Here is a 25,822-nt window from a genome sequence, read left to right as displayed (position 1 = left end):
GCACTATTGTGGCCGCGATGTTGAGGCGACGCATCATGATTTTAAGCAGTCGCCGTGTTCTTTCGGCGGCCATAAGTCAGGCACGGCCGGCGCCTCCTTGTAGCGCAATGCCCGGCGATCCCGGAACAAACCTGCCTAGAAACGAGTTTCTGCTGATCGAAATGTGAGGGAAAGCCATGTCCAGACTTGTTTTGGCGGCCGCCGTGCTGCTTGTCGGCGGATCGGCTTTTGCCGCGGACGAAAATCCGGTGCCGCCGCAGAATGCCAAGAAGCTGTCGGAAATCATTGCTAAAGTCGAGCAGCGCGACGACTTCCGCTACATCAAGGAAATCGATTGGGACAGCGGCGCCTACACCGTCATTTATTACACGAACGACAAGGCCAAAGTCGAAATCACCTATGATCCGGTGACAACCGCGCCGAAATGAAGCTGTCCGCCAACGGTCCAGATTCTAAAAAGTGGCGCACCTCGGAGGCCCCCGGCCTTCGGCACACCCTTGCGTAGATATGACTTTGATGGCTGACTGGGTGCTATCATTGCGCGCGGGGGTGGGCATGGCGACGGCGAAGCACGTATTGAAGCGCGTTCTGATGATGCTCGCCGGTTATTTCGTTGCGGTATTGGTGGGCTTGATCGCGGTGGCGGCGATCTATGGCGGGCTGAGCTCGCTGCCAAATGCGCCGAACTATTTCGACGTCATGGGTGTCACACCCGTCGCGGTGCTTCTGGTGCCGCCGCTTGGTATGTTCATCTATTTTCTGACGATCGTGCTGACCGCCCTGCAGACACTGATCTTCGCACTGATTGCCGAGTTTTTCTCGCTGCGCAGTTTTTGGCTGCATATGATCTTCGGCGCCGCGGCCGCGGTTGGCGGCTTCGCCTTGATCTGGCCCAGTGTACCAGACGACACGAACCCGGAGCGTTGGGCCGATATCGGTATCATTGCCGCGGCAGGCATTGTTGCCGGCCTGGTCTATTGGCTGATCGCCGGGCGCGACGCCGGCTTCCGGCGTCCGCTGTTTCAGCGCTAGAACCGTATCTCAGCTAGCCGGCGAACGCACCGCTTCGGTGCTGTCGAGCGCCTGCTGCAGCCGTGTGTCGCGGCCGTAGACGTCGTTGAAATATTCGACGGTGCCGGACAGGTCCGGCCATGCGGTGAAATAGGCGACATAGACCGGGATCTTGCGTGTCACGTCTTCGGTCGAATGTCCGTGTTTCAGTCTGTCCTCGATGTAGTCGACCGAGGTGCCGAGAACGGCAGCCGCCATGCCGCGCGGATCCTGCAAGCGAACGCAGCCATGGCTGAGCGCGCGCATGTCGCGCTGGAAAAACGACTTCTGCGGCGTATCGTGCATGTAGATGGCATGCTTGTTGGGGAACAGTATCTTCAGCTCGCCCAGCGCATTGGCCTCGCTCGGCAGCTGGCGCACGCCGTAAGGTATCTTTGCGCCGTAGGCGCCCCAATTGACCGAGGAGGAGGGAATGCGCTTGCCGCGGGCATTGACCACCTCATAGCCGGCGCGGTCGAGATAGCCCGGATCCCGGCGCAGCCGCGGCAACATCTCGTTGACCAGGATCGACTGCGGCACGCCCCAATAGGGATGGAAGTCGATCTGCTCGATCTGGTCATAGAAGAAAGCAGTCTGGTTGGTGGGCCTGCCAACGACGGCGCGGGTCTTCAGCTTCTCCTCGCCGTCGTCGATGTAGCTCGCGGTGAAAGCCGGCTGGTTGATAAAGACGCGCGGACTGCCGAGATCAGAAGGCAACCAGCGCAACTCTTCGAGCGCAACCCGAACCTTCTGAATTTTGTCGGCCTTGGACGTTCCGGCCAACGATGCAACGGTACGCGGGCCGATGACGCCGTCGCCTTTCATGCCTGCCCGTTTCTGCACCGCCTTGATCACCGGCACCAGCTCCGGATCGTAGACCTGGCTGGTGGCGAGCCTCGCCAGGACCTCGCCATAGGCGCCGCCCATCTCGTCATCGAGATTGCGCGCGATCTTTGTCAAAAGCTTCGGCAGTTCAGGGCTGGTCTGCCCCGGCTTCAACAGCAGATTGGGATCGATGGTGATTTCGTCTTCGGCGCTGGCCTGGAGCGCTTCCAGTTCGACGCGCAGCGCCTGATACTCGGAATTCTGTGGATGCCGCGATTCGAGATAAGTACGCACTTGCTGGGTGTGGGCCAGCGTCTTCAGCACGCCTTCCATGTCGAGCGGCTTCGGCGGAAAATCGTAGTAGCCGGTCATGCGGTTGGGATCGACGCGGCCGCTTTGTGCGTCACGGGCGTAGCGCAGGACACGCGCCGACAGCGCCATCTCGAAGCGGACCAGCTCTTTCAGGCGTTCATCGGCATTGCCCGCCGATTCGCCTGCTGCCGGAACTTCGACGGTGTAGTCGGCGGGCGTCAGGCCGTAGCTCGCGGCCTCGCCCAGCACCCGCACCGCATCCTCGGCACGGCTGTTGGGACTGGTTCCCGTCACCCAGATGAAATCCGGATTGGCTGAGTAGTAGGCGATCAGCGCCTTGGCGATGTCCTTCTCGGCGTAGAGGTCATAGCCGTCGAGCCCGGCAATGGCTTCGCGGAATGCAGCCCCGGTGGCCGCCGGCTCGAATGCAGCATCCTGAGGCGTTGCCGGTTCAGGCGCTGCCGACAGTGCCGAAAAATCGACGCGCACCAGCGGATCGCTTTTGTAGGTGTAATAGGACGGGCTGCTGATTTGCGCACCACCGCCGGAAGCGGCCGGCGCCTTGGGCTTCGGCTTGTATTTTGACGGTGGCGGTGGAAAGTCACCTTTCGGCGGTGCGTGTTTGACGCCGCCGCCGAAAAGCATATCGAAGAACCCTTGCGCTTCAGCCTTCGGCGCCCCGAAGGCCAGCATTGCCGCGGCCACCGCAAACGGCAGCACGGTTGCTTTGTTTCCAAGGAGTTTCATGGATCACCCGCTCCGGTTGAACCGGATCCCGTTCCGCACCGCTTTCACGGTCTCGCCCACCGCATGGCGGATGTAAGGCGCGACTACACTGATTCATACTGATTTCGTTAAGCTTCCATAAATTTCGGAACGTCTGTTGCAGAACGGTTTCACAAGATCGTGACGGGTCGAGCCGATCCGCCATCGCTCCGATCAATGGTAGTGCCCGTGAGCCAAGCCTCAAGCGTTGGCGCCGCCGTCGATGGTCAATGCCGTGCCTGTCACGAAGCGTCCTTCGGGACCGGCAAGCTAGGCGACCATGCCGGCGATCTCGTCGGCCGTGCCGAAGCGAGGCATCGCCATCTTCTGGCGCTGATGCTCGGCGTGCGGGCCGGCTGCCGGATTCATGTCGGTATCGGTCGATCCCGGATGGACGACATTGGCGGTGATGCCGCGCGGACCGAGATCGCGTGCAAAGGCCTTGGTCAGGCCAACCAAGGCAGCCTTGCTGGCCGAATAGGCGCTCAGGCCGGTGTCGGTGGCACGCTCGGCCAGATTGCTGCCGATCGAGATGATCCGGCCACCCTCGCCCATATGCGCTGCTGCCGCCTTGGTGGCGACGAACGGGGCTCTGAGGTTGACCTCCATCGTCTCGTCGAAGTCGGCAAGCGACAGGGCATCGATCGGCGCAGCGCGCCAGACGCCGGCGCTATTGACAAGGATGTCGAGCCGTCCGAAGGCCTTTACTGCCTCATCGACTGCTGCCTCGATCGCCGCAGCATCGCGATTGTCGGCCTTGATGGCAAAGCCCCGACCGCCAGCCGCCTCGATTTCCCTGACCACCGCGCGCGCCCCTTCCTCGCCATTCACATAGGTGATCGCCACGCCTGCGCCGTCGGCCGCGAGCCTTCTTGCGATCGCCGCACCAATGCCGCGGCTGCCGCCGGTGACGAGGGCGGCCTTGCCGTTCAAGCCTCTGAATGACATCTGCTTCTCCATTTTGTAGTGATTGATATATAAATATCTGCCAGCCTTGCTGAACCACGTCAACTGAATTATGTATCGATCAATACAGAAAGGATGCCATGCCGGAACGAGGCCGCCCCCGCACCTTCGATCGAGCCGCCGCCTTGCGGCGCGCAATGGAAGTGTTTTGGGCCAAGGGTTATGAGGGTGCGTCGCTAAGCGACCTGACCGCTGCAATGGGCATCAACTCACCCAGCCTCTATGCCGCCTTCGGCAGCAAGGAAGCACTGTTTCTCGAGGCAACCGAGCTTTACACGCGGGTCGAGGGAACCGAGATCTGGTCCGCGCTGGAAAAGGCGCCGACTGCGCGCCAGGCGATCGAGTGGTTCCTGCGGCAGACAGCCAAGGCGTATTCGCAGACCGGTCGCCCGCAAGGCTGCCTGATCGCGCTCGGCGCTTTGCACCAGGATTCAAGCTGTGGTGCCATCTGCGATGATCTGCGCCGTCGCCGCGCCGAAAACCGCGAAGCCTTGCTGAGACGGCTCGAGCGTGGCGTGGCCGAGGGAGAGTTGCCGGCCGATTTCGACTGCGGCACGGCCGCGACCTTCTATGCGACGGTGCAGCACGGCATGTCGATCCAGGCGCGCGACGGCGCGTCGCGCTCGGCTCTTCTGGAGACGGTGGCCGGGGCAATGGCGGCTTGGATAGCGATGGCCGGCACCGGGGCGGCGTGACGATCCCCGGCAGACAAGAACAGACATTCAGATCACTACAGAGACGGCTCCAGCCTGCCCGCGACGAAGCCAACGGCACGCTCCACCACACCCTTGTCGGCGAGAATGCGGCGGTGGCCGAGCCCGTCGGCCCAGTACAGCCGCACATGGTCTCCGGCGCGCGCATAGAGCCTTGCATGATCGGCGGACACTTCGCGGTCGTCCGGCGCGTGGATCACCAGCGTCGGCAGCGGCGTGCTTGCCAGTTGGCGGTCGCCGGTGAACTCGTGCAACGGCCGGCCGGCGATGCGCTCGACCCGGTCGGCCATGGCGACCTGCGAGCGCGAGCCGACATTCAGCATGCGGCTGAAATCGGCAAAGATCGCAGGCAGGGAGCTCGGCGCAGCGATAAGCACCAGCCGCCCGGCCGCCAACGGCGGGATATTTCTGATTGAACCGGCGACGGCATTGGCGGCGACGGCACCACCAAAGGAATGGCCGATAATAGCGGCAAACGGGCCGAACCATTCGCCGGCAACCCGTGCCGCATCGACTGCACTGACCAAGGTAAGCCGGCGGCCCTGCGACTGGCCGTGGCCCGGCAGGTCGAGTGAGACCACCTTGTAGCCTTCATGGCGATAGGCTTTGATCAGCGTGCGCATGTATTCGGTGCGCGAACGCCAGCCATGGATGACGAGCACAGTGCGGGCAGACGCCCTGCCCGGCTCGGGCCGGAATTCATGCACCATGACGCAGCCGGTTCTGGTCTTTAGCCGGTGATGGCGCGCTTCGGTCATGAAATCGGCGGCGCGATCGATTGCGCGGCGCTCGCCTTCGCTCAAGCGCTTTTCGCGCGGCGTGCGGCAGAACAGCTCGAATGCGGCGCGCCCGGTGAGTCGCGGCGCCACATGCTCGGCCACGCCGAACGTGCCGCGGATGACCTTCAGTCCAAATGATGCCATAGTGGCGATCCATCCATTGGTTCAAGCATGAACATAATAGTTCAAACATGAACATTAAGCAAGACCTGCCCTGGGACAACCCGCGCTTTCGCAACTGGGTCGCGGTGGCGCGCGCCTGCCACGTGGTGGAACGCACCTTGGCGGTGAAGCTGGCGCCGCTCGACTTGAAGCCGGCGCAGCTCGACGTGCTGATGAACCTCTACCGCCATCCCAGCATGTCGCAGCACGACCTCGCTCGCCGCCTGCTGGTCGGTCGCTCCAACATCACCATGCTTTTGCCGCAGCTGGAGACCCGCGGCCTGCTGCGCCGCGAGAGCGACGAGAAGGACAAGCGCGTGCTGCGGCTGACGTTGACCGAGGCCGGCGAGGCACTGCTGATGCAGGCGCTGAAGGTCCACATGACGCTGATCGAAAAGGCGATGAGCCAGTCGACGCCGGAACAATGCGACATGATCGGCGAACAGATGCGCAAGGTTGCCGAGGTGTTGAAGACCGCCTGACGGCTTCACCACCAAATTCACTCACCACCAAATTTCTTCACCACATCGATTTTTTCGCGCGCTCCGGCCATTCCCTGTCGTAGACCTCGCCGTCGATGTTCTTGCGGCTAGTGATCTCCAGGATCTGTCCGGGGGTCGGCAGCGATCTCGGGTCGACATGCCTTGCCGGATTCCACAGTTCCGACCGGTGGATGGCGCGGGCGCACTGGAAATAGACCGCATCGACCTCGACGATCGTCAGCGAGCGCGCTGGCTTGCCCTCGACTGCGAACGAGACGCAGAGCTCGGGGTCGGTGGTGATGTGGGCGCGGCCGTTGACGCGCAGCGTCGTGCCGGAACCCGGCACCAGGAACAGGAGCGCGACGTGCGGATCGCGAAGGATGTTCCTTAGCGAATCGGCACGGTTGTTGCCGCGCCGGTCCGGCATCATCAGCGTTTTCGGATCGTGGATGCGGACGAAGCCAGCGAGATCGCCGCGCGGCGAGCAGTCCAGCCCTTCCGGCCCGCAGGTTGCGAGCGCAGCAAACGGCGAAGATTCGATGAAAGCAGCGTATTCAGGAATCAGGTGGTCGAGTTCCTTGACCATGGACGCCTCGCCGGGCAGGCCATAGAGAGCTTCGAGCTGTTCGACGCTGGTGATCATGGACATGTTTTCGTCTCCAAACCTTTGCCGGCGCTACTCTAGACGCATGACGTTTTCACGACACGATGCCGTTTGTCGTTCATCAGGAAACGGGTGTCGAGGGACCGCGAACAAGCGCAAACCGCTTTCGTGCTGACAGATTCGGAGGTCAAAAATGGATAAACAGCTCGGCCGGCGACGCACCGCCATGGAACTTATTGAAAACATGTTCAATGTTGAAATGCGTTTCCTGCAATCAGGGTCGGAGAGCCTCGATATGCTTGCCAGCGCATTTCACGCCGAGATTGTCGTGCATGAGCCGCAGTCCCTGCCCTATGCCGGTGACTGGAACGGCCTCGACGGCGTTGGCGCCCTTTTCCGCAAGATGCGGGAAATCTGGAGCGACGTGGCGGTGGAGAACCTTCAAACCGCCCAAAACGATGACGTGGTGTTCATGAGCTGCACGCTTTCGCTGACATCGCGAGCCACTGGTGCAACCATCAAACAGCCGTTTGCCGAAGTCTTGCGCTTCGAGGATGACCGGCTGATCGAAGGCACGCCGTTTTATTACGACACCAGCGAGATACTGGCGATCCTGCGTTGACCGGAGAGTCCTGCAGGATCCATTCAGCGGTCGCGGCTCAGCCCCTTCTCTTCCAACTCGGCGAGATAGGCGGCCCAGCGTGCATCCTTCTCATGACCCAGCGTATGCAGGTAATTCCAGGTGAAGATGCCGGTGTCGTGGAAATCGTCGAAGGTGATGCGCACGGCATAATTGCCGACCGGCTCGATCTTCAGGATCGCTACATTGCGCTTGCCGGGAACGGTGACGCGCTGTTCGGGCGAATGGCCCTGCACCTCGGCCGACGGCGAGGCGACGCGCAGCAACTCGGCCGGCAATTCGAACGGCTGATGGCCTGGAAAGGTCACGGAAAGCAGCTTGCGATCTTTCGAGACCCTGAGTTCCTTCGGCGCTGTCATGGTGGTGGATCCTGCGGAGAGCTGCCCTTCCCTACGCCGCTTCGTGTCGAGGGAAAAGGCCGCATGGAAAGTTCCGACATGATCTGTCGGCGTCGGAATGTTACCGAAGATCGCGAGCTTCTATCTTGAATGGCAAGTTGGCTCGTATCACATAGCCATATATAACGAAGCCGTTCACGGCCACGGGAAGCGCATAAGCATGGATATGATCGATCCTTTCGGTCGCACGATCACCTACCTGCGCGTGTCGGTCACCGACCGCTGCGATTTCCGCTGCACCTATTGCATGGCCGAGGACATGACGTTCCTGCCCAAGAAAGACCTGCTGTCGCTGGAAGAACTCGACCGGCTCTGCACGGTCTTTATCGAAAAGGGCGTGCGCAAGCTCCGCCTCACCGGCGGTGAGCCGCTGGTGCGCAAGAACATCATGCACCTGGTGCGCCAGCTTTCGCGGCATCTCGAGAGCGGTGCGCTGGAAGAGCTGACGCTGACCACCAACGGATCGCAGCTTTCCCGCTTTGCCGCCGAGCTCGCCGACTGCGGCGTCAAGCGCATTAACGTCTCGCTCGATACGCTCAATGCCGACAAATTCCACCAGATCACCCGCTGGGGCAATCTGGACAAGGTCATGGACGGCATCGACGCCGCGCAGGCGGCCGGGCTGAAGGTAAAGCTCAACGCCGTGGCGTTGAAGGACTTCAATGACGCCGAATTGCCGGACATGCTACGCTGGGCGCATGGCCGCGGCATGGATCTGACGGTCATCGAAACCATGCCGATGGGCGAGATCGACGCTGACCGCACCGACCAGTATTTGCCGTTGTCGCTGCTGCGCGCGGCACTCGAGCGCCAGTTCACCCTAAGCGACATCCCTTACAAGACCGGTGGCCCGGCCCGCTATGTCCATGTCGCCGAGACCGGCGGGCGGCTCGGCTTCATCACGCCGATGACGCATAATTTCTGCGAAAGCTGCAACCGGGTCCGGCTGACCTGCACCGGCACTCTTTACATGTGCCTCGGCCAGGAAGATGCGGCCGACCTGCGCGCGCCGCTGCGTGCGTCGGAAGGCAACGAGCTGGTCGCCGATGCCATCGACGAAGCAATCGGCCGCAAGCCGAAAGGCCATGACTTCATCATCGATCGCCGCACCAACCGTCCGTCGGTGTCGCGGCATATGAGCGTCACCGGCGGCTGATTTTTCGCCGATTTCGTGCAAGAATAATCGCCTTGGTATCGGCGCGAGGCAAGGCGTGCAGCGGTTTCTTGCAGTCCTGACGTTTTTCGGAGTGATGGCGGGGACCACGGCAGTCGCCGCGCCATTTACCTATACGAACGAGCGCTTCGGTACCGTCTGCACCTTTCCGGATGAAATCTTCACTCTTCGCCAGCCTGAGCCGGACAATGGCGATGGACAACAATGGCTCACTGCCGATGGCGCCAGCCTGATCTGTTCAGGTATCCTCAATATCGATGATGACACTCCGAAAGCCTTCGTCTCCGCCGAGAGGGCCAGCAAGGAACCTGGCTACAAGATCACCTACAGCAAGACCGGCAAGGACTGGGCGGTGCTGTCGGGCATCAAAGGCGGGAACATCTTCTACGAACGCCGCCTGTTCGGAAAAGACGGTGTCATCCGCACGGTCTGGATCGACTACCCGCCAGCCTTGAAATCGAAATACGACCCGCTCGTCGGAGCCATCGCCGGCAGCCTCAGGGGACCGTGAGCATCAGGCGACGTCAGAACTTATTCGCAGCCTATTGTTTTTGCTAGCGAGTCACGGTTGTTGACGCTTGTAGTCGTATCGTACGGCAAGCCATTTCTTGCCGCTGCCATTGGCCTGGAGGAAATGCTGCTCGGCCACTTCGTGATTGTCGCCGTCCCTGGAAATGATGAAATCGGAGGCCGTGAACCGCCCTTCGACCTCGGGACCGAACCCGACGAAACCAAGCGGCTCGAACAGCAGTGAAATCTTGCCGTCCTCTCCGCCACCAAAACTCCAGGCGGGCATGATCCCTGCCGGGAAACGGGTGTCCATGGAAACATACTTCCAGCGGCCCTCCACCCGGTCATAGCTCAAATAGGCTATCCGCTGGAAGTCTGGGATTTTCGACCCGGGCGCCGGGCGCATCACCTCCTGCATGAAGGGGCCGATCATCGTGCGCTCGGCCACCAGCCCGGTCATCACGATCGGCTGGGCGCCGGGCGTTGGCCAGATCGTGTTGACGACATTCCATTTCCCGACGCGGCGAGCGAGCTCATCCGCTTCGTGACCCGGCGTGGACATCCGTTCGACTGCCGACGCCGAAGCGTCGTTCTCGGCGAACGCAGGCGCTATCGCCATGAGCATAACCGCCAGTGCAGAAGAGAACCGGAAAGCCGACGAAACGTGCCGCCTGCTGCCTGTGCCAAGCCTGTCCGCATTGCCTCGTGCATTCATCATGGACCACCTCCCCAGACAAGATCAGAAGCCTACAATGACCAATTTGGTGAATCTTGCCGAGCAAATTTGATCTCGTCGAAAGGTTTTTCCTCGAGCCGCAGTGTGATCGATTTGCCCTGCGAACCCATCCTTTAGAACGGCACCTTTCGGGATCACACCCAGAAAAGGTCTTGTCCGCAAACGGTCACCGGATTTACCGCAAGCCCATTCGGGCTTAGCCTCTGCTCTGGAGCGGTTCTTCGCCCAGTGGGGGAATACGATATGCGCAAACTCATTCTTTCTCTTGCATTGCTCAACCTCGCGGCCCTGCCCGCGGCGGCCCAGTCGATCGGCGGCACCTATGCCGTGGCCGGCACCAACTTCGATGGGTCGTCCTATGGCGGCGACGCGACGATCACGCTGACCAGCGAGACGACCTGCACGATCCATTGGGAGACAGGCGGCTCGTCCTCGGACGGTATCTGCATGCGCAACGACGATGCCTTCTCCGCCGGCTATGTCATGGGCAAGGCGGTTGGCCTTGTCGTCTACAAAGTGCAGGAAGACGGCTCGCTGCATGGCCTGTGGACGATTGCCGGCAAGGAAGGCAACGGCACCGAGGTACTGACGCCCAAATAAGTCCTGCCGCTCTTGCGCGGCAGATGTCACGGGCCACAGAAAGGCTGTGGCCCAGCCCTTTGAGGTTGCTGTTTTGCGGGTGCCTGCTAGACGCTTGCTGCAGGACTCACCCGGTAATCGCCTTGTCTCTTTCGCCAAATCTGCGCGGCGCGTTGTTCATGATGGTGGCCATGGCTGGTTTCACCCTCAACGACGCTATCACCAAATTCTCGTCGGAATCGATGAACATGGCGCAGGTCATGCTGATCCGCGGCGCCTTCGCTTCGCTTTTCGTTGGCCTGCTTGCGTGGCAACGCGGCGCGCTTGCCTTGCCAGGTTCGATGCTGCAGCCGACAGTTGCGCTCCGCGTCGCCGGCGAGGCCGGCGCCACCGTGTCGTTCCTGGTTGCTCTGGCACATCTTCCCATCGCCAATGTCTCCGCCGTGCTGCAGGCGCTGCCGCTGGCGGTGACGATGGGCGCCGCGCTTGTGTTCAACGAGGGCGTCGGCTGGCGGCGCTGGCTGGCTATTGCCGTCGGTTTTGCCGGCATGCTGATCATCGTGCGGCCGGGCTTCGAAGGGTTCAGCGTCTTTTCTCTGCTGGCGCTGGCCAGCGTCGCATGCTGTGCGGTGCGCGATCTCGCCACCAAGCGGATACCGCAGGCAATTCCGACATTGCTGGTGTCGACCGCTACCGCACTTGCCATGACAGTTCTGGGCGCGGCACTGCTTTCGCCGATGGGCGGCTGGACGCCGATGACAGGAAAAAGCACGGCGTTCCTGGCGCTGGCGGCGGTGCTTGTGCTCATCGGCTACCAGTTCATCATCACGGCCATGCGGGTGGGCGATATCTCCTTCATCGCGCCGTTCCGCTACACCGCCCTGCTCTGGTCGATCCTGCTTGGCTTCACAGTCTTCGGCGATGTCCCCGATCTGCCGATGATCCTCGGTGCCACGATCATCATCGCGTCAGGCCTCTATGCACTCTACCGCGAACGGATCGTCGGCCGGCAAAAGACGGCTGCCGAAAGCGCTGGACCGGACATGGCGCCGGACGGCATATAGGCGTGACCGTCGACGACCGTCTGATTTGAAACTGGATTTTGGTCATTGGGTCTAGGCAGCAAACGATGGGCCGACATATCGCAGGGATCATTCTGGCCGGCGGCCGGTCGAGCCGGATGGGCGGCGGCGACAAGACCCTGCTTGCGCTTGGCGACGGTACCCTGCTCGACCGTATCGTTTCGCGCCTTGGCCCGCAGGTCGGGCCGCTTGCGCTTAGCGCCAATGGCGATCCAGCACGGTTTGCCGCGACCGGGCTTCCGGTGCTTGCCGACACCGTCAAGGGTTATGCCGGGCCGCTTGCCGGGATCCTGACTGGCCTCGAATGGGCTTCCGACACGACTTGCCAGGCGCTGGTCACGGCTGCCGGCGATACGCCGTTCCTGCCCAAGGACATGGTCGAGCGGCTGCTCGCAGCAGCCTATGCGCGCCCGGGCTCTATCGCGGTCGCCTGTTCCGGCGGCAAACGGCATCCGACCTTTGCACTCTGGCCGCTAGGGTTAGATCAGGCCTTGCGACAATTTCTCGTCGAGGAAGACAACCGACGCGTTGCGGCGTTCATCGACCGGCACGGTTTTGTCGAAGTGGAATTTCCCATCCTGAAATCCGGCGGGGCCGAGATCGATCCGTTCTTCAACATCAACACTCCCGACGACCTTGCCCAGGCCGCGCATCTATTGCAGAGCATCGGGCCATGAAAAGATGTATCTTCGGCATCACCGGCTGGAAGAACTCCGGCAAGACGACATTGACCGAAAAGCTGGTAGCCGAACTCGTCCGGCGCGGCTGGAAAGTGTCGACGGTAAAACACGCCCATCATGATTTCGACATCGACAAACCAGGAGCGGACAGCTTTCGCCACCGGCAGGCGGGAGCGATGGAGGTCGCGGTCGTGTCGGGCAGGCGCTGGGCGCTGATGCACGAATTGCGCGGCGAGGACGAGCCGACGCTAGACGCGATCCTGTCACGCCTGGCACCCTCCGATATCGTGCTGGTCGAGGGTTACAAACGCGAGGCGCACAAGAAAATCGAGACGCGACGGCTCGAGGCCAAGGACCTGACACCACTCTCGGCAGGCGATCCACACATTGTCGCCATCGCCTCCGACTTCCCCATTGCCGGCGAAGACCTGCCGGTCTTCGATCTCGACGACACGAATTCGATAGCCGACTTCATCGAGCGCGCCACCGGCCTGTCGCGCTGAAGATGCGGCAGAAGACAGTTTCCGCCCCCTCACTTTCCAATTTAGGCGTCTGACCCAGCGTCATCGCTTTCTGAACATGACCGTCCCTCAAGCGACGGTTTTGCAGTTGCTTTTTCTTGGGAAAGAATGGGAGTATCGCATCAGCGGGCGGTCAAAAGCACCGCCCACAGAGCCGTTCGGGAACGACGGCCGGGACCAACAGAGAGGACCATTATGCGTATTGCACTGCGTATCGCGCTCGCCGCATCGGCTGCGCTGCTGACGCTTGGCGTTGCCCAGGCCCAGGAAAAAACCTTGCGGATCGGCACCGAAGGAGCGTATCCGCCATTCAACAACCTCACCGCCGACGGCCAGCTCGTGGGCTTCGATATCGATATCGCCAAAGCACTGTGCGACGAGATGAAGGTGAAGTGCACCTTTGTCGCGCAGGACTGGGACGGCATCATTCCAGCCCTTCAGGCAGGCAAGTTCGACGCCATCGTCGCGTCGATGTCGATCACGCCGGAACGCGCCGAGAAGGTCGACTTCACCCACAAATATTACAATACGCCGCCGGCGATCGCCGCCCCCAAGGACACTGACATCAAGGGTGTAACCAAGGAAGATTTGGCCGGCAAGACGATCGGCGTGCAGGCGTCCACCACGCATTTCAACTATTCGACCAAGACTTATACCGACAGCACCGTCAAGCCGTATCCGACCGCGCAGGAATACCAGCTCGATCTGGCCAATGGCCGGCTCGATGCCGCCAATGACGACGTCGTCGTGCTGCAGCAATGGCTGGATTCGCCTGACGGCGCCTGCTGCAAGCTGGTCGGCACAATCCAGCCGGTTATCGAAATCCACGGTCCGGGCGCCGGCATTGCCGTGCGCAAGGGCGAGACCGATCTGGTCAACCAGTTCAATGCGGCGATCGACGCCATCCGCGCGAACGGAAAGTACAAGGAAATCAACGACAAGTACTTCAAATTCGACGTCTATGGCGGCGAGTCCTGATCGACCGACATTGGACGACGTGAACGGCGGGAGATTCCCGCCGTTCTTATAAGGATGCCGCGCACGAGGGGTGACGCGGCACAGGTCTCAGAGCCTCAAGGAGAACAGGGCAGGCGGATGCAGAGCGCACTGACGCTTCTCAGTTGGGGACCCGAAGGCTGGCTCGACGACATCGCCGCGGGTGTGTTTGTCACGGTATGTCTTGCGCTGGCCACTCTGCCCTTCGGGCTGACGCTCGGCTTTTTCGTGGCGCTGGCCAAACAGTCGGAAGAGCCCTCGCTGAGACTGGCCGGGAACATCTACACCACGATTTTTCGCGGAATACCCGAGCTGCTCACGCTGTTTCTGATCTTCTTCGGCATCCCATTGATCCTGCAGTACATTGTCCGCCTGGTGAGCCCCGGAACGTCCGCCGACGTCAACAGCTTCGTCGCCGGCATGATCGCGCTCTGCTTCATTTTCTCCTCTTATTCCAGCGAGGTGTTTTTATCCGCCTTCCGCGCGATTCCAAAAGGGCAATATGAGGGAGGCTACTCGGTTGGCCTGTCCAGCGGCCAGACGATGCGGCTGATCGTGCTGCCGCAGTTGATCCGCATCGCATTGCCCGGACTTGCCAATCTCTGGCTTATCCTGCTCAAGGACACCGCCCTCGTATCGGCCGTTGGCCTGAACGAGATCCTCCGGCAGAGCGGGGTTGCCGCGCGCGTCACCAAGCATGCCTTCCTGTTTTATGGTTTTGCCAGCCTGATTTATCTCCTGCTGGCGATCGTCTCCTCCTTCGCTATCAATGCGATCGAACGAGCGGTCGGCGGCAGAGAGGTCAAGCGATGAGCCTGGCCACCGATACGCTGAAGGTCGACCGGCCGCCGCCGCCCGCCCGCGGCTGGTCGCGCCAACGCATCCTCGGCCATGTCCTGGTCGGCCTGTGGATCGCTCTCGGCATTGGCATGGTCGTCTACCTGGTCGCTGCGTGGAACCCGGAGTTCTTCCAGAAATATGCACCCGGTTACATATCCGGCCTCGGCATCACCCTGTTGCTGGTTGCCATCTCGATTGTGCTTGGTGCGATCCTGTCAGTGCCGATTGCCTATGCACGCATGTCGAACAACCCGATCCTTTCGGGATTCGCGTATGCCTATGTCTATTTCTTTCGCGGCACGCCGCTGTTGGCGCAGACCTTCCTGGTCTACTACGGGTTGGGCTCCTTCCGGCCGGAGCTCGAGATGGTCGGCCTGTGGGGCTTCTTCCGCGAAGCGTTCAACTGCGCGATCTTCGCCTTTTCACTGAATACGGCCGCGTACCAGGCCGAGATTTTGCGTGGCGCGATCGAGAGCGTGCCGAGAGGCCAGTGGGAAGGTGCCGCCTCGCTCGGCCTGCACAAACTGCAGACGATGTGGAAAATCGTCCTGCCGCAGGCGCTGATAGTCGCGCTGCGACCCTACGGCAACGAGATCATCCTGATGATCAAGGGCTCGGCGATCGTCGCCATCATCACCGTCTACGATCTGATGGGCGTGACGAAGCTCACCTATGCGCGCACTTTCGACTTCCAGTCCTTTATCTGGGCGGCGATCGTCTACCTGATCATTGTCGAGATGTTGCGCCACGCAGTCGAATGGATCGAACGGCGCATCACCATCCATCTGCACCGCTGACTCCCATCGCCTTGCCTGATCCGGTAAGAAGGCCGCAAAGCAGGCTTTTAAGGGATTCGAAAACATGGCTTCGGTGGCATTTCTTGGTCTTGGCATCATGGGCTATCCGATGGCCGGGCATCTCAAGAACAAAGGTGGTCACAACGTCACCGTCTACAACCGCACCAGGGCCAAGGCCGAGCAGTGGGTTGCCCAGCATGGCGGCTGCTTCGCCGCGACGCCAGCGGAGGCGGCCGAGGGCAAGGACTTCGTCTTTTCCTGCGTCGGCAATGACGACGATCTGCGCTCGGTAACGACCGGCGCCGGAGGCGCCTTCAATTCCATGAAGAAAGGCGCCATCTTCATCGACAACACCACGGCATCGGCCGAGGTCGCGGGCGAACTGGCGCAGCAGGCGCAAGCGCTCGGGTTTGCGTTTCTCGACGCCCCGGTCTCCGGCGGTCAGGCAGGCGCCGAGAACGGCATGCTGACCGTGATGGTCGGCGGCGAGCCCGACGCCTTCGACAGGGCCAAACCGGTCATAGATGCTTTTGCCCGCATGGTCGGATTGATGGGATCGGCCGGGGCTGGCCAGCTCACCAAGATGATCAACCAGATCTGCATCGCCGGCCTCGTTCAGGGCCTGGCCGAGGGCATCCATTTCGGCAAGCAGGCCGGGCTCGACATCGAAAAGGTCATCGAAGTGATTTCCAAGGGCGCCGCCGGTTCCTGGCAGATGGAGAACCGCCACAAGACGATGAATGCCGGCAAATATGATTTCGGCTTCGCCGTCGACTGGATGCGCAAGGATCTTGGCATCTGCCTCGCCGAGGCCGACCGCAACGGCGCCAAACTACCGGTGACGGCACTTGTCGACCAGTTCTACAAGGACGTGCAGGCGATGGGCGGCAAGCGCTGGGACACGTCCTCGCTGCTGGCAAGGCTGGAGAAGTAGGTTCACCGTGGCCGAGCTTTCGCCTCGATCCAGCGCCGACGAAATCGTCGCTCATCTGCGCTCGATTGGCTCGGAGGAAAATCGCCTTGGCATGCTGCGCTACGGCATCAAGATCGAACGTGCGCTCGGTATCTCGCATGGCGTGCAGCGGCAGATTGCCAAGAAAATCAAGCGCAACCATGAGCGTGCCTTCGAGCTTTGGCAGACAGGCATCATGGAGGCGCAGTTCATCGCTTCCGTGACAGCCGATCCGGAGCGGTTCTCCGCCGCGGATGCAAGACGATGGGCGGCGACTTTCGACTCGTGGGATATCGTCGACGGGGTCTCCGATCTCTTTGTCGATACGGATTGCTGGAGGGAATTGATCGCTGAATTCGCGGTCGACGAACGGGAATTCGTTCGACGCACGGCTTTTGCGATGATGGCCTGGTCGGTGGTTCACCGGAAGAAGGAACCCGAGACGACCTTCCTCGAATTTCTGTCGATCATCGAAGCGCATGCGACCGACGGCCGCAACTTTGTGAAGAAGGCTGTGAACTGGGCGCTTCGTTTGGTCGGCAAGCGATCGATGAATTTGCACGGCCCTGCCCTTGCCCTGGCGCAAAAACTGGCAGCCTCGACGGACAAGACTGCGCGCTGGATCGGCAAGGATGCCGTAAAGGAACTTTCTGATGCCAAGACGCTCGAACGGCTCGCCGCCAGAAAAGCTTGACCTGAGCGAAGTGCGCTTCACGGAGGTTACGCAATCGACGCGCGCCGATTTCGAAAACCTGTTCGACCAACCCGGCGGGCCGAAATACTGCTGGTGTATGGCTTGGCGCAATCTCGGCCGCCGCGAGCATGTCGAGAACGACGAGAAGAAACGCGCGATGATGGCGATGATCGACGCCGGCACGCCGGTCGGCATTGTCGCCCAGATCGATGGCCGGACCGTCGGCTGGTGCTCGGTCGCGCCGCGCGAGACCTACCGCAGGCTGTCACCGCAGCAGGACGACCGCGAGATGGGCATCTGGTCGATCGTCTGCTTCTTTGTGCCGAGAGCGTTGCGCGGCGACGGGCTGGCAAGCGCATTGCTCGACGCGGCCATCGATCACGCCATTGCCAAAGGCGCAAGGACGATCGAAGCCTATCCGGTCGACCAGGCCTCACCGAGCTACAGCTTCATGGGTTTTCGCGACATGTTCGTCGCCCGCGGCTTTCGCGAGATCGGCATGACCGGCTCGCGCCGGCATCTGATGCGGCTTGAACGTTGACCTTGGCGACAGCGGCAGCTTTACTTGCTGGCATAGGCCGCAGATCAAGGCTCAGCAGTGGAGCAGGAATGAAAAACCGTCTCAAGTCAGGCGCGACGCTTGCAGCCGCAGTGTTCGCGTCTGTTGTCGCAGGCAACGCTTGCGCCGGGACGATGCATATTTTCTGGAAGGATCTGCGCCCGGCGAGCCAGGCAGCCGCCGAAAGCGTCGGGCTGCCAATGATCGCGGCCAAAATGCCGGATCATGGCGAGACGCTGTCACTCAACTTGCAGGACAAGACCGTACAACTCGCAGGCTATGCACTGCCGGTCGATCGCGACGGTGATCTCGTCTATCAATTCCTGCTGGTGCCCTGGACGGGAGCCTGCAGCCATATGCCGACGCCGCCGCCCAACCAGATCGTCCTCGTTACGCCTGCCCAACCCTACCGGATGTCTGAGGCCTACCAGCCGGTTTCGGTAACCGGCGCATTGCAGCCGGGCATGGAGAAGAGTCAGCTTTTTATCCTTGACGGTGTAAGCGTCATCCAGTCGGGCTACACCGTGCGCAAGGCCGAGGTGGTCGACGTCGACACCGTGCCGGATACGATCACGCTGCCGGTCAACTCGCCCTGGACTTTCCTCAACAAAAAGAAGAACTAAGCGGAAGAATCTCAGGCGGCGTTGGCGCCGGACTCCTTGTCGAGCACCATGTAATCCAGCGGCATCTCGGTGGTGTATTTGATCTGCTCCATGGCGAAGGAAGACGACACGTCGCGGATCTCGATCTTGGCGATCAGCCGCTTGTAGAAGGCGTCGTAGGCGGCGATGTCGGGCACCACGACCCGCAAGAGATAGTCGACGTCGCCGCTCATGCGATAGAATTCGACCACTTCCGGGAATTCCTGGATGACCTCCGAAAAGCGCCGCAGCCATTCATGGCTGTGCGAATTGGTGCGGATCGAGACGAACACCGTGACCCGCACATTGACCTTTTCATGGTCGAGGATGGCAACGCGCCGCTTGATGACGCCCTCTTCCTCGAGCTTCTGGATGCGCCGCCAGCACGGCGTCGTCGACAGGCCCACCTTCTTGGCGACGTCGGCGACCGCAAGCGTCGCATCCTCCTGTAGGAGGCGGAGGATTTTTCTATCGAGGCGGTCCATTGGGTGCTCCCCTGATGCAAGTCGTCCAAAGTGCGCAGCGGCTTTGGCACAACAACATGCATAAAAACGAAAATTTAACGCGCGTCCCCTCATGCGCGATGCACTTCGAGGAATGGATTACCATATTCCCTCTTGTCGTGGCCACTTACAAGAAAGAAATTCTGTTGGATAGCGCAAAAGCGAGTGATTTCTTGCTGAAAGCCTAGGCGAGACGATAGCGGATTTCCGATCTCAGAAATGGCAGCAAATCCATTTCAAACCATGGATTGCGCTTCAGCCAGCCAGTGTTGCGCCAGGACGGGTGCGGCAACGGCAGGACTTTCGGGTCGGTCGGCGCTGCCCAGATGGCGCGCCAGTCCATGACTGTTTGCGTCAGCGAGGGACGGCGCGCCGCGCCCATATGCCAGCTTTGCGCGTAGATGCCGATGGTCAGCACCAGATCGACTTGCGGCATCAGCGCCATCAGCGATGCGCGCCATGCCGGCGCACATTCGCGGCGCGGCGGCAGGTCGGCGCCCTTGGCGTCCTGACCCGGAAAGCAAAAGCCCATCGGCACGATGGCAAACTTGTCCGTGTCATAGAATTCCTCGCTGTCGACGCCCAGCCAGCTTCGCAGCCGGTCGCCGGAGGCGTCGGTGAACGGCATGCCTGACAAGTGGACTTTGGTACCCGGCGCCTGGCTGGCGATCAGGATACGCGCGCTCGAAGATGGCCTGAGCACCGGCCGCGGTTGGTGCGGCAGCGGGCCGCCAGCCGGCTTGTCGACGCAGATGCGACAGGCACGCACCCTCGCCGTCAGAGCTTCCAATTCTTCGCTCATTGGGGACTCGTTGTCAGGCGGCGGCACTTGGCCGGCTGGAGATTTCTCGATACCAGCGCAGCACGTTGGTGCACTCTTCGGGTACCTTGATGCGAGCCGGCTTCATGAAGTCGATGGCGACCAGCCCGGTGATGTCGGCGATCGAATAGGCATCGCCGGCGACGAATTCCCTGCCGGCGAGCTCAGCGTCCAGAAACCTCAGGAATTCGATCGCCTTCGGCTTGTTGGCCTCGCCCCATTCGGGGATTTGCGGGATCTCCCATTCCTTCATCGCGGGATGGATATGCCGGAACGCCGCGGCGACGCAGCCGAACAGATTGAACTCCACGCGCCTTTGCCACATCTCGACGATTGCCTTGCCCAGCGCACCACGCCCGAACAAAGCCGGCTCGGGGTGCAGTTCCTCGAAGTAACGGCAGATTGCGACGGACTCGGTGATGATGGTGCCATCGTCGAGCTCGAGCACCGGCAGACGCTTCAGCGGATTGCGCGAGCTGACCGGCTGCTCTTTGTGCTCTAGCGCGCCCATGTCGACGGGCACCAGCGGAACCTGAAGTCCCTTTTCGGCCAGAAAAGTCCGAACCCGACGTGGATTGGGCGCGCGCCCGCCGTCGAACAGCTTCATCTCTATCCTCCTCGTCCGTCTCGACGAACTATAGGCACAGCTCACCAGAAGCGAAAAATTTCGCGCAAGGCATCGCCGATCGACGCAAAGGTGCCGTGCTTTCTTTCGACCAGCTCGTGGCTTTCGACCAGCTCGTGGCCGTGGCTCTCGCGCCAGTTCTTCGGCTCGTCGAAAGTTCCGGCCCAAATGCCGGCTTTTCCCGCGCGCGCAGCAGCTTCCTCGGTCTCGAAATCGCCAAAGGCGACCGCCCAGCCGGCCTCGACCTGCGCGCGGTTGAGATCCTTGCCGCCGGCCTTGCAGTCGCCGAGCAGCCTGCCGTAGCGGTCGCGCTGCCAGCCGCTGCAGGAGACGGCTTTGCCGGCTATCAACCGCACCAGGGACTGCCGCGCCAGCTTGCCGCAGGGATAATCGGCACCGTCCTTGCGGCAGATCTGCGAATATTCCGGGGCGTCGATGCCACGCATGCGGATGCGCTCGCTGCCGAGGGTGATGCTATCGCCGTCATTGACAATGGCCGCGCCCTCCGTCTTGCGCGTCTCCACCCGGTCGAGGCGCGCCGCCAGGAGGATCAGCAGGCCGAGCACGATGAGTGTCAGCCCATAGTCCATCAGCCTGCGCCACAGGCTTCGCGGACGCGGCGCATAGTATCGCTGGCGCGGCCATCGCGACCACGAACGGCTCATATGGCAAACCGTTGGTTAATCATTCGAACGTAGCTTAACGATTTGAAATTGCTGCCCGCGTAAATTGAAGACTTCATGCCCCTGCAACGCTCGACCACGGCGGACAAGTTTATTGTGGACCGCAGGAAACGCCATCGCAACAGCGATGTCGCGCGCGCGGTCCGCAAGACGCGCGACCGTCTTTCGCAGCAAGCCGGAAATCCCGACTTCGACCGCGAGCTGTTGAAGCTCCACGCGCTTTCGATGACCGGCGGCGTGATCGTCATCCCGCTGCTCGTTCTGGCAACGGCCGCGGCAGGCTTGCTCGCGGGCGTCGGCAAGGAGATCGGCGTCTGGGCGCTGTTCACATTCATCTGCTATACCATCGTTGCATTCATGGCGAGACGCGTCACTCAAGCGTCCGAGCTCAACCCGCTGGAGACGCATAGGGATTTCCTGATCGGCCATTTTCTTTGCGGGCTTGGTTGGGCCTGGTTCGCATGGCTCGGCTGCGAAACTTGCCAAATCGATCAGTTCCAGGTCGCCAAGGCGGTGGTGCTGCTGCTCGCCATGTCGGCAACCGCGATCCTGGCATCGTCCCTGCGCGGCGCGCTGTTGGCGACCTTCGCCCTCCCGGTCGGGATCTATGCTTATGCCAGTGCGAAATTATGGATGCCGATCGAAGTGATCATGGCCGGTTTGCTGATCGCGTCGCTGCCTTTCTTCGCCTATGTGGCGCGCCAGCTCAACCGTTCCTCGCTGATGCTGCTTTCGTTCCGCTCCGAAAAGGATGCGCTGATCGCCGAAGTGGAGACGGCGAAATCGATGTCGGACGAGGCACGGCGGCGGGCGGAAGACGCCAATCTGGCGAAATCGCGTTTCCTGGCCTCGATGAGCCACGAACTGCGCACGCCGCTCAACGCCATTCTCGGCTTTTCCGAAGTGATGGCCAACGAGGTGCTCGGCCCGATGAGCAACCCGACCTATCGCGACTATGCCCGTGACGTGCATGACTCCGGACAGCATCTGCTCGACCTTATCAACGAAATTCTCGATTTGTCGCGCATCGAAGCGGGCCGCTACCAGCTCAATGAGGAGCCGATGATGCTGCTCTCCGTCGTCGAGGATTGCTGCCACATGATGGAGCTGAAGGCGCGCAACAAGGACATCCGCATCGTCCAGGATTTCGAAAACGCCTTGCCGCGCCTGTTCGCCGACGAACGCGCGGTGCGGCAGATTGCGCTCAACCTCTTGTCCAATGCCATCAAGTTCACCGCGACCGGCGGCGAAATCCGCGTGCGCGTCGGCTGGACGGCGGGCGGCGGGCAATATCTCTCCGTCAAGGACAATGGGCCGGGCATACCGGAAGACGAGATTCCGATCGTGCTCTCGGCCTTCGGCCAGGGTTCGATCGCTATCAAGAGCGCCGAACAAGGCACCGGGCTTGGCCTGCCGATCGTGCAAGGCCTGCTGGCCATGCATGGCGGCGAATTCCAGCTCCATTCCAGGCTGCGCGAAGGCACCGAGGCGATCGCCATCTTCCCGCTGAGCCGGGTGATGGAGGAACTGCCGGCGCTACCGACCAAGGCGGTTGCTTCGCGCCGGCGCTGAGTGCTTAACCGCGGACCGCGGCTGCCATGCCTGAACTGGTCAGCGCGGCCGCCTTGACCAGACCGGCGGCAAGAGCCGCCCCTACCCCCTCGCCTTGACTGACGCCCAGATCGAGCAGCGGGCGAAGGCCAAGGCGCTCGGCGGCCTTGGCATGGCCAGGCTCCGGCGACAGGCTTGCGAGAAGACAATGATCGAGCGCGGCGGGGTTGGCGGTATGTAGGACAGCAGCGGCCGCAGTCGCCGCAAACCCATCGAGCAGCACCGGGATCTTCTGCATCCGCGCCGCCAGAATGGCGCCGCAGATCGCGGCGAATTCCCGCCCGCCGACCCGGCGCAGCGCTTCCAGCGGGTCCTTGAGGCTCGCGCGGTGAAACGCGACCGCGGTATCGACCACCTCCGCCTTGCGCCTCTGCATCGCCGCGTCCGCCCCCGATCCAGGGCCAACCCAGTCGGCGCCGGTGCCGCCGAACAGTGCCGTGCAAAGGGCTGCGGCGACAGTCGAATTGCCGACGCCGAGGTCGCCAAGGCAAAGCAGGTCGGTGCCGCCGGCAATCGCTTCCATGCCGAAGGCCATGGTGGCGGCGCAACCGCGCTCGTCCAGTGCCGCATCCTCGGTGATGTCGGCTGTCGGGATGTGCAGAGCCAGATCGAACACCTTCAAGCCGAGATCGTGAGCGATGCAGATCTGGTTGATCGCTGCACCGCCGGCGGCGCAGAGGTCGACTGCATTTGCCGTGGCGGCGGCGGGGCGCGGCGAAATGCCGTGGCGGGTGACGCCATGATTGCCGGCAAAGATCGCCACCAATGGCCGTGTCACCGCCGGCGGCGCGCGACCGCTCCAGCCGGCGAGCCAGACGGCGATGTCCTCGATGCGGCCAAGCGAGCCTTTGGGCTTGTCTGCTTTGGCAAACAATTGGCGCACGCGGGCCTCGGCCACCATATCTGCCGGTGGCAGGCTCATCAGGAGTTCGCGAAAATCGTCGAAAGGCAGCGCGCTGGTCATGTCGATGGCGATCGTCCCTGTGAATTGGTGAGCGGCATAGCCGCCTTGGCCAGCCGGCACAACCTCAAGCCGGCACAACCTCCAGGCCCGGTACAACTTGGCGGTATTGACGCGAAAGCACCCGTTGGCGGCGCATCCCGGAGGGCTTGCATTGACTTTGTCGTTGCACCATGTGGAGGCTAGCCAAGGAAATCCCGATGACGGCCATTGAATCTCCGTGCATCCTGGTCTGCTCGATCGACATGAAAACCGGCTTCTGTTTCGGTTGCGGGCGCACGCGCGAGGAAATCGCCGCCTGGATCGATATGACCCCACAAACCCGCCGCAGCGTCATGGCCGAGCTGCCGGCAAGGCTGGAAACGGTCGAGCGACGCCCCCGCCGGGAAACCCGTCGCAGCCGCATGGCACGCGAACGCGACGCCCTCTCGTGAACCGGCCGCAGAGATGAACCGACTGTTGTGGATTCTGATCGTCGCGATCGGGGCGGGTGTACTCCTGCTCATGCTCAACGATTCCGCCGGCAGTACATTCGGCATTGAGAATTACGATTTCAGCCAGCTGATCTGGCTTGGCGCTTTAGCGGCGCTGGTCGGCGCCGGCCTGCTCAGATCGGGCAGGCCGTTGGGCACCATGGTCCGCAGCCTCGGCGCCTGGGGCGCCATCGTGCTGGTGCTGATAGCCGGCTATCAGTACCGCTATGAGTTGCAGGATTTCGCCAGCCGCATCACCGCCGGCCTTGTTCCCGGCAGTCCGCTGGCGCTGGGCGTGGAAGAAGGCCATGCCACCGTCACCCTGGACAAGGCCGGCAGCGGCCATTTCGAAGCGCGCGTCACGATCAACGGCACGCCGATCCTGACGGTTGTCGATACCGGCGCGACCAGCACCGTGCTGACCGCCGAGGACGCACTGGCCGCGGGGTTCAATTCGGCGGCTCTCCGCTTCACCATACCGATCTCTACCGCCAATGGCATGACACGCGCCGCCGCCGTAAGAACCGATGAACTGTCGATAGGCGGCATCGTGCGCAGGGACATGCCCATCATGATCGCCGCACCCGGCACGCTCGGTCAGAGCCTGCTCGGCATGAATTTCATCGGCTCGCTATCGGGTTTCGACGTCCGCGGTGATCGCATGATTTTGCGGGATTAAGTTTTCTCCTCAGGCCGCCTCTGCGGTCCTGCCGAAATCGACCTCTGCGAAAGCCGTCTTGAGCACCTCCGGTCCCGCACCCGGCTTTGTCGCCTCGGTGGAAAGGACCTGGCGGTAGCGGCGTGCACCGGGCAGGCCGTGAAACAGCCCGACCATGTGCCGGGTTACATGCCCCAGCCGGCCGCCCTGCTCGATATGGCGTGCCGCGTAGTCCGCCATCGCATCGATCAGTGCGGCAAAATCGAACGGCCCAGCTGTGCCGCCGTAAAACGCGGTATCGATGCCGGTCAGTATCCCTGGCGTGTGATAGGCGGCGCGGCCGAGCATGGCGCCATCGACATGGTCGAGATGCGTCAGTGCCTCTGCGAGAGATTGAATGCCGCCATTGATGCCAATGAATTTGTTTTGTTTTCTGGCTTTCAGCCGATAGACGCGGCCATAGTCGAGCGGCGGGATATCGCGATTTTCCTTTGGGCTCAGACCTTCCAGCCAGGCCTTGCGGGCGTGCACCCACAGGGCGTCGGCGCCGGCCGCGAAAACACCGTCGGCCAACGCATCAAGTGCCGGTTCCGGATCCTGCTCATCGACGCCGATGCGGCACTTGACGGTAACCGGTATTTTCACCGCCGCCTTCATCGCCGCGATGCAATCTGCGACGAGCACGGGCGTCTTCATCAGGCAGGCGCCGAAGGTGCCCGACTGGACGCGGTCGGACGGGCAGCCGACATTGAGGTTGATTTCATCATAGCCGAAGGCTTCGCCGATGCGCGCCGCCTCGGCCAGCTTTCCAGGATCGGCGCCGCCGAGCTGCAGCGCCACCGGATGTTCGCTGTCGTCGAAGCCGAGCAGCCGCTCGCGTGCGCCGTGGATGACCGCATCGGCCACCACCATCTCGGTGTAGAGCAGCGCCTCGCGCGTCAGCTGGCGATGGAAGAACCGGCAATGTCTATCCGTCCAATCCATCATCGGCGCCACGGCAACTTTGTGGCGTAACATATTCATTTTACTAT

Annotated in this window: 31 protein-coding genes and 3 pseudogenes; 22 read left to right on the top strand and 12 right to left on the bottom strand. The window is 61.8% G+C overall.

Annotation, left to right across the window (positions count from 1 at the left end):
• Positions 1-176 precede the first annotated feature (176 nt).
• Together E5W70_RS00925 and E5W70_RS00920 are read left to right on the top strand one after the other, a co-directional pair.
• Positions 177-428, top strand: a complete 252-nt coding sequence (locus tag E5W70_RS00925; protein ID WP_292653589.1) for a PepSY domain-containing protein — start codon at positions 177-179, stop codon at positions 426-428.
• Positions 429-555: 127 nt separating this feature from the next.
• Complete coding sequence (locus E5W70_RS00920) at positions 556-1,032, top strand: hypothetical protein (protein WP_292653588.1); 477 nt, start codon at positions 556-558, stop codon at positions 1,030-1,032.
• Positions 1,033-1,041: 9 nt separating this feature from the next.
• Here the strand turns inward: E5W70_RS00920 and E5W70_RS00915 are convergent, their stop codons facing one another.
• On the bottom strand, positions 1,042-2,934 hold the full coding sequence (locus E5W70_RS00915; protein WP_292653587.1) for a murein L,D-transpeptidase: 1,893 nt from the start codon (positions 2,932-2,934) through the stop codon (positions 1,042-1,044).
• 219 nt (positions 2,935-3,153) lie between these two features.
• A pseudogene (locus E5W70_RS00910) lies at positions 3,154-3,900 on the bottom strand (3-oxoacyl-ACP reductase family protein).
• 98 nt (positions 3,901-3,998) lie between these two features.
• Here E5W70_RS00910 and E5W70_RS00905 point away from each other — a divergent pair.
• A complete protein-coding gene (locus tag E5W70_RS00905) occupies positions 3,999-4,613 on the top strand; it encodes a TetR/AcrR family transcriptional regulator (protein WP_292653586.1) in 615 nt (204 codons plus the stop codon).
• Between the two features lie 35 nt (positions 4,614-4,648).
• Here the strand turns inward: E5W70_RS00905 and E5W70_RS00900 are convergent, their stop codons facing one another.
• On the bottom strand, positions 4,649-5,554 hold the full coding sequence (locus tag E5W70_RS00900) for an alpha/beta hydrolase (protein WP_292653585.1): 906 nt from the start codon (positions 5,552-5,554) through the stop codon (positions 4,649-4,651).
• A gap of 47 nt (positions 5,555-5,601) precedes the next feature.
• On the opposite strand from E5W70_RS00900, the gene E5W70_RS00895 reads away from it, so the two are divergent.
• Positions 5,602-6,054 (top strand): MarR family transcriptional regulator, encoded by a 453-nt coding sequence (locus E5W70_RS00895; protein ID WP_292653584.1) that lies wholly within the window; start codon positions 5,602-5,604, stop codon positions 6,052-6,054.
• A gap of 37 nt (positions 6,055-6,091) precedes the next feature.
• Here the strand turns inward: E5W70_RS00895 and E5W70_RS00890 are convergent, their stop codons facing one another.
• The gene (locus E5W70_RS00890; RefSeq protein WP_292653583.1) at positions 6,092-6,703 is read right to left on the bottom strand and encodes a pyridoxamine 5'-phosphate oxidase family protein; all 612 of its coding nucleotides are present in this window, start codon (positions 6,701-6,703) and stop codon (positions 6,092-6,094) included.
• A 148-nt stretch (positions 6,704-6,851) separates the two neighbouring features.
• Between E5W70_RS00890 and E5W70_RS00885 the strand changes: the two genes are divergently transcribed.
• On the top strand, positions 6,852-7,280 hold the full coding sequence (locus tag E5W70_RS00885) for a nuclear transport factor 2 family protein (protein WP_292653582.1): 429 nt from the start codon (positions 6,852-6,854) through the stop codon (positions 7,278-7,280).
• Between the two features lie 23 nt (positions 7,281-7,303).
• Here E5W70_RS00885 and E5W70_RS00880 read toward each other — a convergent pair whose 3' ends face one another.
• Positions 7,304-7,657, bottom strand: coding sequence for a DUF971 domain-containing protein (locus tag E5W70_RS00880; RefSeq protein ID WP_023717628.1), 354 nt, complete (start codon positions 7,655-7,657; stop codon positions 7,304-7,306).
• 199 nt (positions 7,658-7,856) lie between these two features.
• On the opposite strand from E5W70_RS00880, the gene moaA reads away from it, so the two are divergent.
• Together moaA and E5W70_RS00870 are read left to right on the top strand one after the other, a co-directional pair.
• Positions 7,857-8,852, top strand: coding sequence for a GTP 3',8-cyclase MoaA (moaA, locus tag E5W70_RS00875; protein WP_292653581.1), 996 nt, complete (start codon positions 7,857-7,859; stop codon positions 8,850-8,852).
• A gap of 55 nt (positions 8,853-8,907) precedes the next feature.
• Positions 8,908-9,381: a hypothetical protein gene (locus E5W70_RS00870; protein WP_292653580.1), complete on the top strand. Its 474-nt coding sequence runs from the start codon at positions 8,908-8,910 to the stop codon at positions 9,379-9,381.
• 51 nt (positions 9,382-9,432) lie between these two features.
• Here the strand turns inward: E5W70_RS00870 and E5W70_RS00865 are convergent, their stop codons facing one another.
• A complete protein-coding gene (locus E5W70_RS00865; RefSeq protein ID WP_292653579.1) occupies positions 9,433-9,999 on the bottom strand; it encodes a hypothetical protein in 567 nt (188 codons plus the stop codon).
• On the opposite strand from E5W70_RS00865, the gene E5W70_RS00860 reads away from it, so the two are divergent.
• The 12 genes and pseudogenes from E5W70_RS00860 to E5W70_RS00805 all read left to right on the top strand — a co-directional run bounded on the left by E5W70_RS00860 (position 9,998) and on the right by E5W70_RS00805 (position 18,439).
• The gene (locus E5W70_RS00860; protein ID WP_292653578.1) at positions 9,998-10,168 is read left to right on the top strand and encodes a hypothetical protein; all 171 of its coding nucleotides are present in this window, start codon (positions 9,998-10,000) and stop codon (positions 10,166-10,168) included. The two genes, E5W70_RS00865 and E5W70_RS00860, sit on opposite strands and share 2 nt — an antisense overlap.
• Positions 10,169-10,359: 191 nt before the next feature.
• Positions 10,360-10,716 carry a hypothetical protein gene (locus tag E5W70_RS00855; RefSeq protein WP_292653577.1) on the top strand — a complete coding sequence of 119 codons (357 nt, stop codon included), beginning with the start codon at positions 10,360-10,362 and terminating at the stop codon, positions 10,714-10,716.
• A gap of 122 nt (positions 10,717-10,838) precedes the next feature.
• The gene (locus tag E5W70_RS00850) at positions 10,839-11,759 is read left to right on the top strand and encodes a DMT family transporter (protein WP_292653576.1); all 921 of its coding nucleotides are present in this window, start codon (positions 10,839-10,841) and stop codon (positions 11,757-11,759) included.
• 65 nt (positions 11,760-11,824) lie between these two features.
• Positions 11,825-12,454, top strand: a complete 630-nt coding sequence (gene mobA / locus E5W70_RS00845) for a molybdenum cofactor guanylyltransferase MobA (RefSeq protein ID WP_292653575.1) — start codon at positions 11,825-11,827, stop codon at positions 12,452-12,454.
• Entirely contained in the window at positions 12,451-12,960 is a 510-nt protein-coding gene (mobB, locus tag E5W70_RS00840) for a molybdopterin-guanine dinucleotide biosynthesis protein B (RefSeq protein WP_292653574.1), read from the top strand. Before mobA ends, mobB begins: the two co-directional genes overlap by 4 nt.
• A 213-nt stretch (positions 12,961-13,173) precedes the next feature.
• On the top strand, positions 13,174-13,956 hold the full coding sequence (locus tag E5W70_RS00835) for an ABC transporter substrate-binding protein (protein ID WP_292653573.1): 783 nt from the start codon (positions 13,174-13,176) through the stop codon (positions 13,954-13,956).
• A 117-nt stretch (positions 13,957-14,073) separates the two neighbouring features.
• A complete protein-coding gene (locus E5W70_RS00830; RefSeq protein ID WP_292653572.1) occupies positions 14,074-14,787 on the top strand; it encodes an ABC transporter permease in 714 nt (237 codons plus the stop codon).
• Complete coding sequence (locus E5W70_RS00825) at positions 14,784-15,611, top strand: ABC transporter permease (RefSeq protein ID WP_292653571.1); 828 nt, start codon at positions 14,784-14,786, stop codon at positions 15,609-15,611. Before E5W70_RS00830 ends, E5W70_RS00825 begins: the two co-directional genes overlap by 4 nt.
• 46 nt (positions 15,612-15,657) lie before the next feature.
• Positions 15,658-16,545, top strand: a pseudogene (locus E5W70_RS00820) (NAD(P)-dependent oxidoreductase); the annotation flags it as partial.
• Positions 16,546-16,552: 7 nt separating this feature from the next.
• Positions 16,553-17,257: a DNA alkylation repair protein gene (locus tag E5W70_RS00815; protein ID WP_292653570.1), complete on the top strand. Its 705-nt coding sequence runs from the start codon at positions 16,553-16,555 to the stop codon at positions 17,255-17,257.
• Positions 17,217-17,798: a GNAT family N-acetyltransferase gene (locus tag E5W70_RS00810; protein WP_292653569.1), complete on the top strand. Its 582-nt coding sequence runs from the start codon at positions 17,217-17,219 to the stop codon at positions 17,796-17,798. The genes E5W70_RS00815 and E5W70_RS00810 overlap by 41 nt, the downstream gene beginning before the upstream one ends.
• A 68-nt stretch (positions 17,799-17,866) precedes the next feature.
• Complete coding sequence (locus E5W70_RS00805) at positions 17,867-18,439, top strand: DUF3299 domain-containing protein (RefSeq protein WP_292653568.1); 573 nt, start codon at positions 17,867-17,869, stop codon at positions 18,437-18,439.
• Positions 18,440-18,450: 11 nt separating this feature from the next.
• Here the strand turns inward: E5W70_RS00805 and E5W70_RS00800 are convergent, their stop codons facing one another.
• The 4 genes and pseudogenes from E5W70_RS00800 to E5W70_RS00785 all read right to left on the bottom strand — a co-directional run bounded on the left by E5W70_RS00800 (position 18,451) and on the right by E5W70_RS00785 (position 21,070).
• Positions 18,451-18,942, bottom strand: a complete 492-nt coding sequence (locus E5W70_RS00800) for an Lrp/AsnC family transcriptional regulator (protein ID WP_006333679.1) — start codon at positions 18,940-18,942, stop codon at positions 18,451-18,453.
• A 202-nt stretch (positions 18,943-19,144) separates the two neighbouring features.
• Positions 19,145-19,762, bottom strand: a pseudogene (locus tag E5W70_RS00795) (uracil-DNA glycosylase family protein); the annotation flags it as partial.
• A gap of 13 nt (positions 19,763-19,775) precedes the next feature.
• Positions 19,776-20,387, bottom strand: coding sequence for a glutathione S-transferase (locus tag E5W70_RS00790; RefSeq protein ID WP_292653567.1), 612 nt, complete (start codon positions 20,385-20,387; stop codon positions 19,776-19,778).
• Between the two features lie 41 nt (positions 20,388-20,428).
• Positions 20,429-21,070, bottom strand: coding sequence for a thermonuclease family protein (locus E5W70_RS00785; RefSeq protein WP_292653566.1), 642 nt, complete (start codon positions 21,068-21,070; stop codon positions 20,429-20,431).
• 75 nt (positions 21,071-21,145) lie between these two features.
• On the opposite strand from E5W70_RS00785, the gene E5W70_RS00780 reads away from it, so the two are divergent.
• Positions 21,146-22,660, top strand: a complete 1,515-nt coding sequence (locus E5W70_RS00780) for a HAMP domain-containing sensor histidine kinase (protein ID WP_292653565.1) — start codon at positions 21,146-21,148, stop codon at positions 22,658-22,660.
• A gap of 4 nt (positions 22,661-22,664) precedes the next feature.
• On the opposite strand, the gene E5W70_RS00775 is transcribed toward E5W70_RS00780, so the two are convergent.
• Positions 22,665-23,663, bottom strand: coding sequence for a nicotinate-nucleotide--dimethylbenzimidazole phosphoribosyltransferase (locus E5W70_RS00775; RefSeq protein WP_292653616.1), 999 nt, complete (start codon positions 23,661-23,663; stop codon positions 22,665-22,667).
• Between the two features lie 197 nt (positions 23,664-23,860).
• Here E5W70_RS00775 and E5W70_RS00770 point away from each other — a divergent pair, with 197 nt between their 5' ends.
• Positions 23,861-24,094 (top strand): DUF1289 domain-containing protein, encoded by a 234-nt coding sequence (locus tag E5W70_RS00770; RefSeq protein ID WP_031193575.1) that lies wholly within the window; start codon positions 23,861-23,863, stop codon positions 24,092-24,094.
• Between the two features lie 13 nt (positions 24,095-24,107).
• On the top strand, positions 24,108-24,812 hold the full coding sequence (locus E5W70_RS00765) for a TIGR02281 family clan AA aspartic protease (RefSeq protein ID WP_292653564.1): 705 nt from the start codon (positions 24,108-24,110) through the stop codon (positions 24,810-24,812).
• A 9-nt stretch (positions 24,813-24,821) separates the two neighbouring features.
• Here the strand turns inward: E5W70_RS00765 and dusA are convergent, their stop codons facing one another.
• Positions 24,822-25,814, bottom strand: coding sequence for a tRNA dihydrouridine(20/20a) synthase DusA (gene dusA / locus E5W70_RS00760; protein WP_292653563.1), 993 nt, complete (start codon positions 25,812-25,814; stop codon positions 24,822-24,824).
• Positions 25,815-25,822: the final 8 nt, after the last annotated feature.

The sequence above is a fragment of the Mesorhizobium sp. genome (assembly GCF_005063415.1).
Taxonomy (GTDB): domain Bacteria; phylum Pseudomonadota; class Alphaproteobacteria; order Rhizobiales; family Rhizobiaceae; genus Mesorhizobium.
Note: the sequence above shows the minus strand (reverse complement) of the source record. Positions and strands in the feature narration are given on the sequence as shown.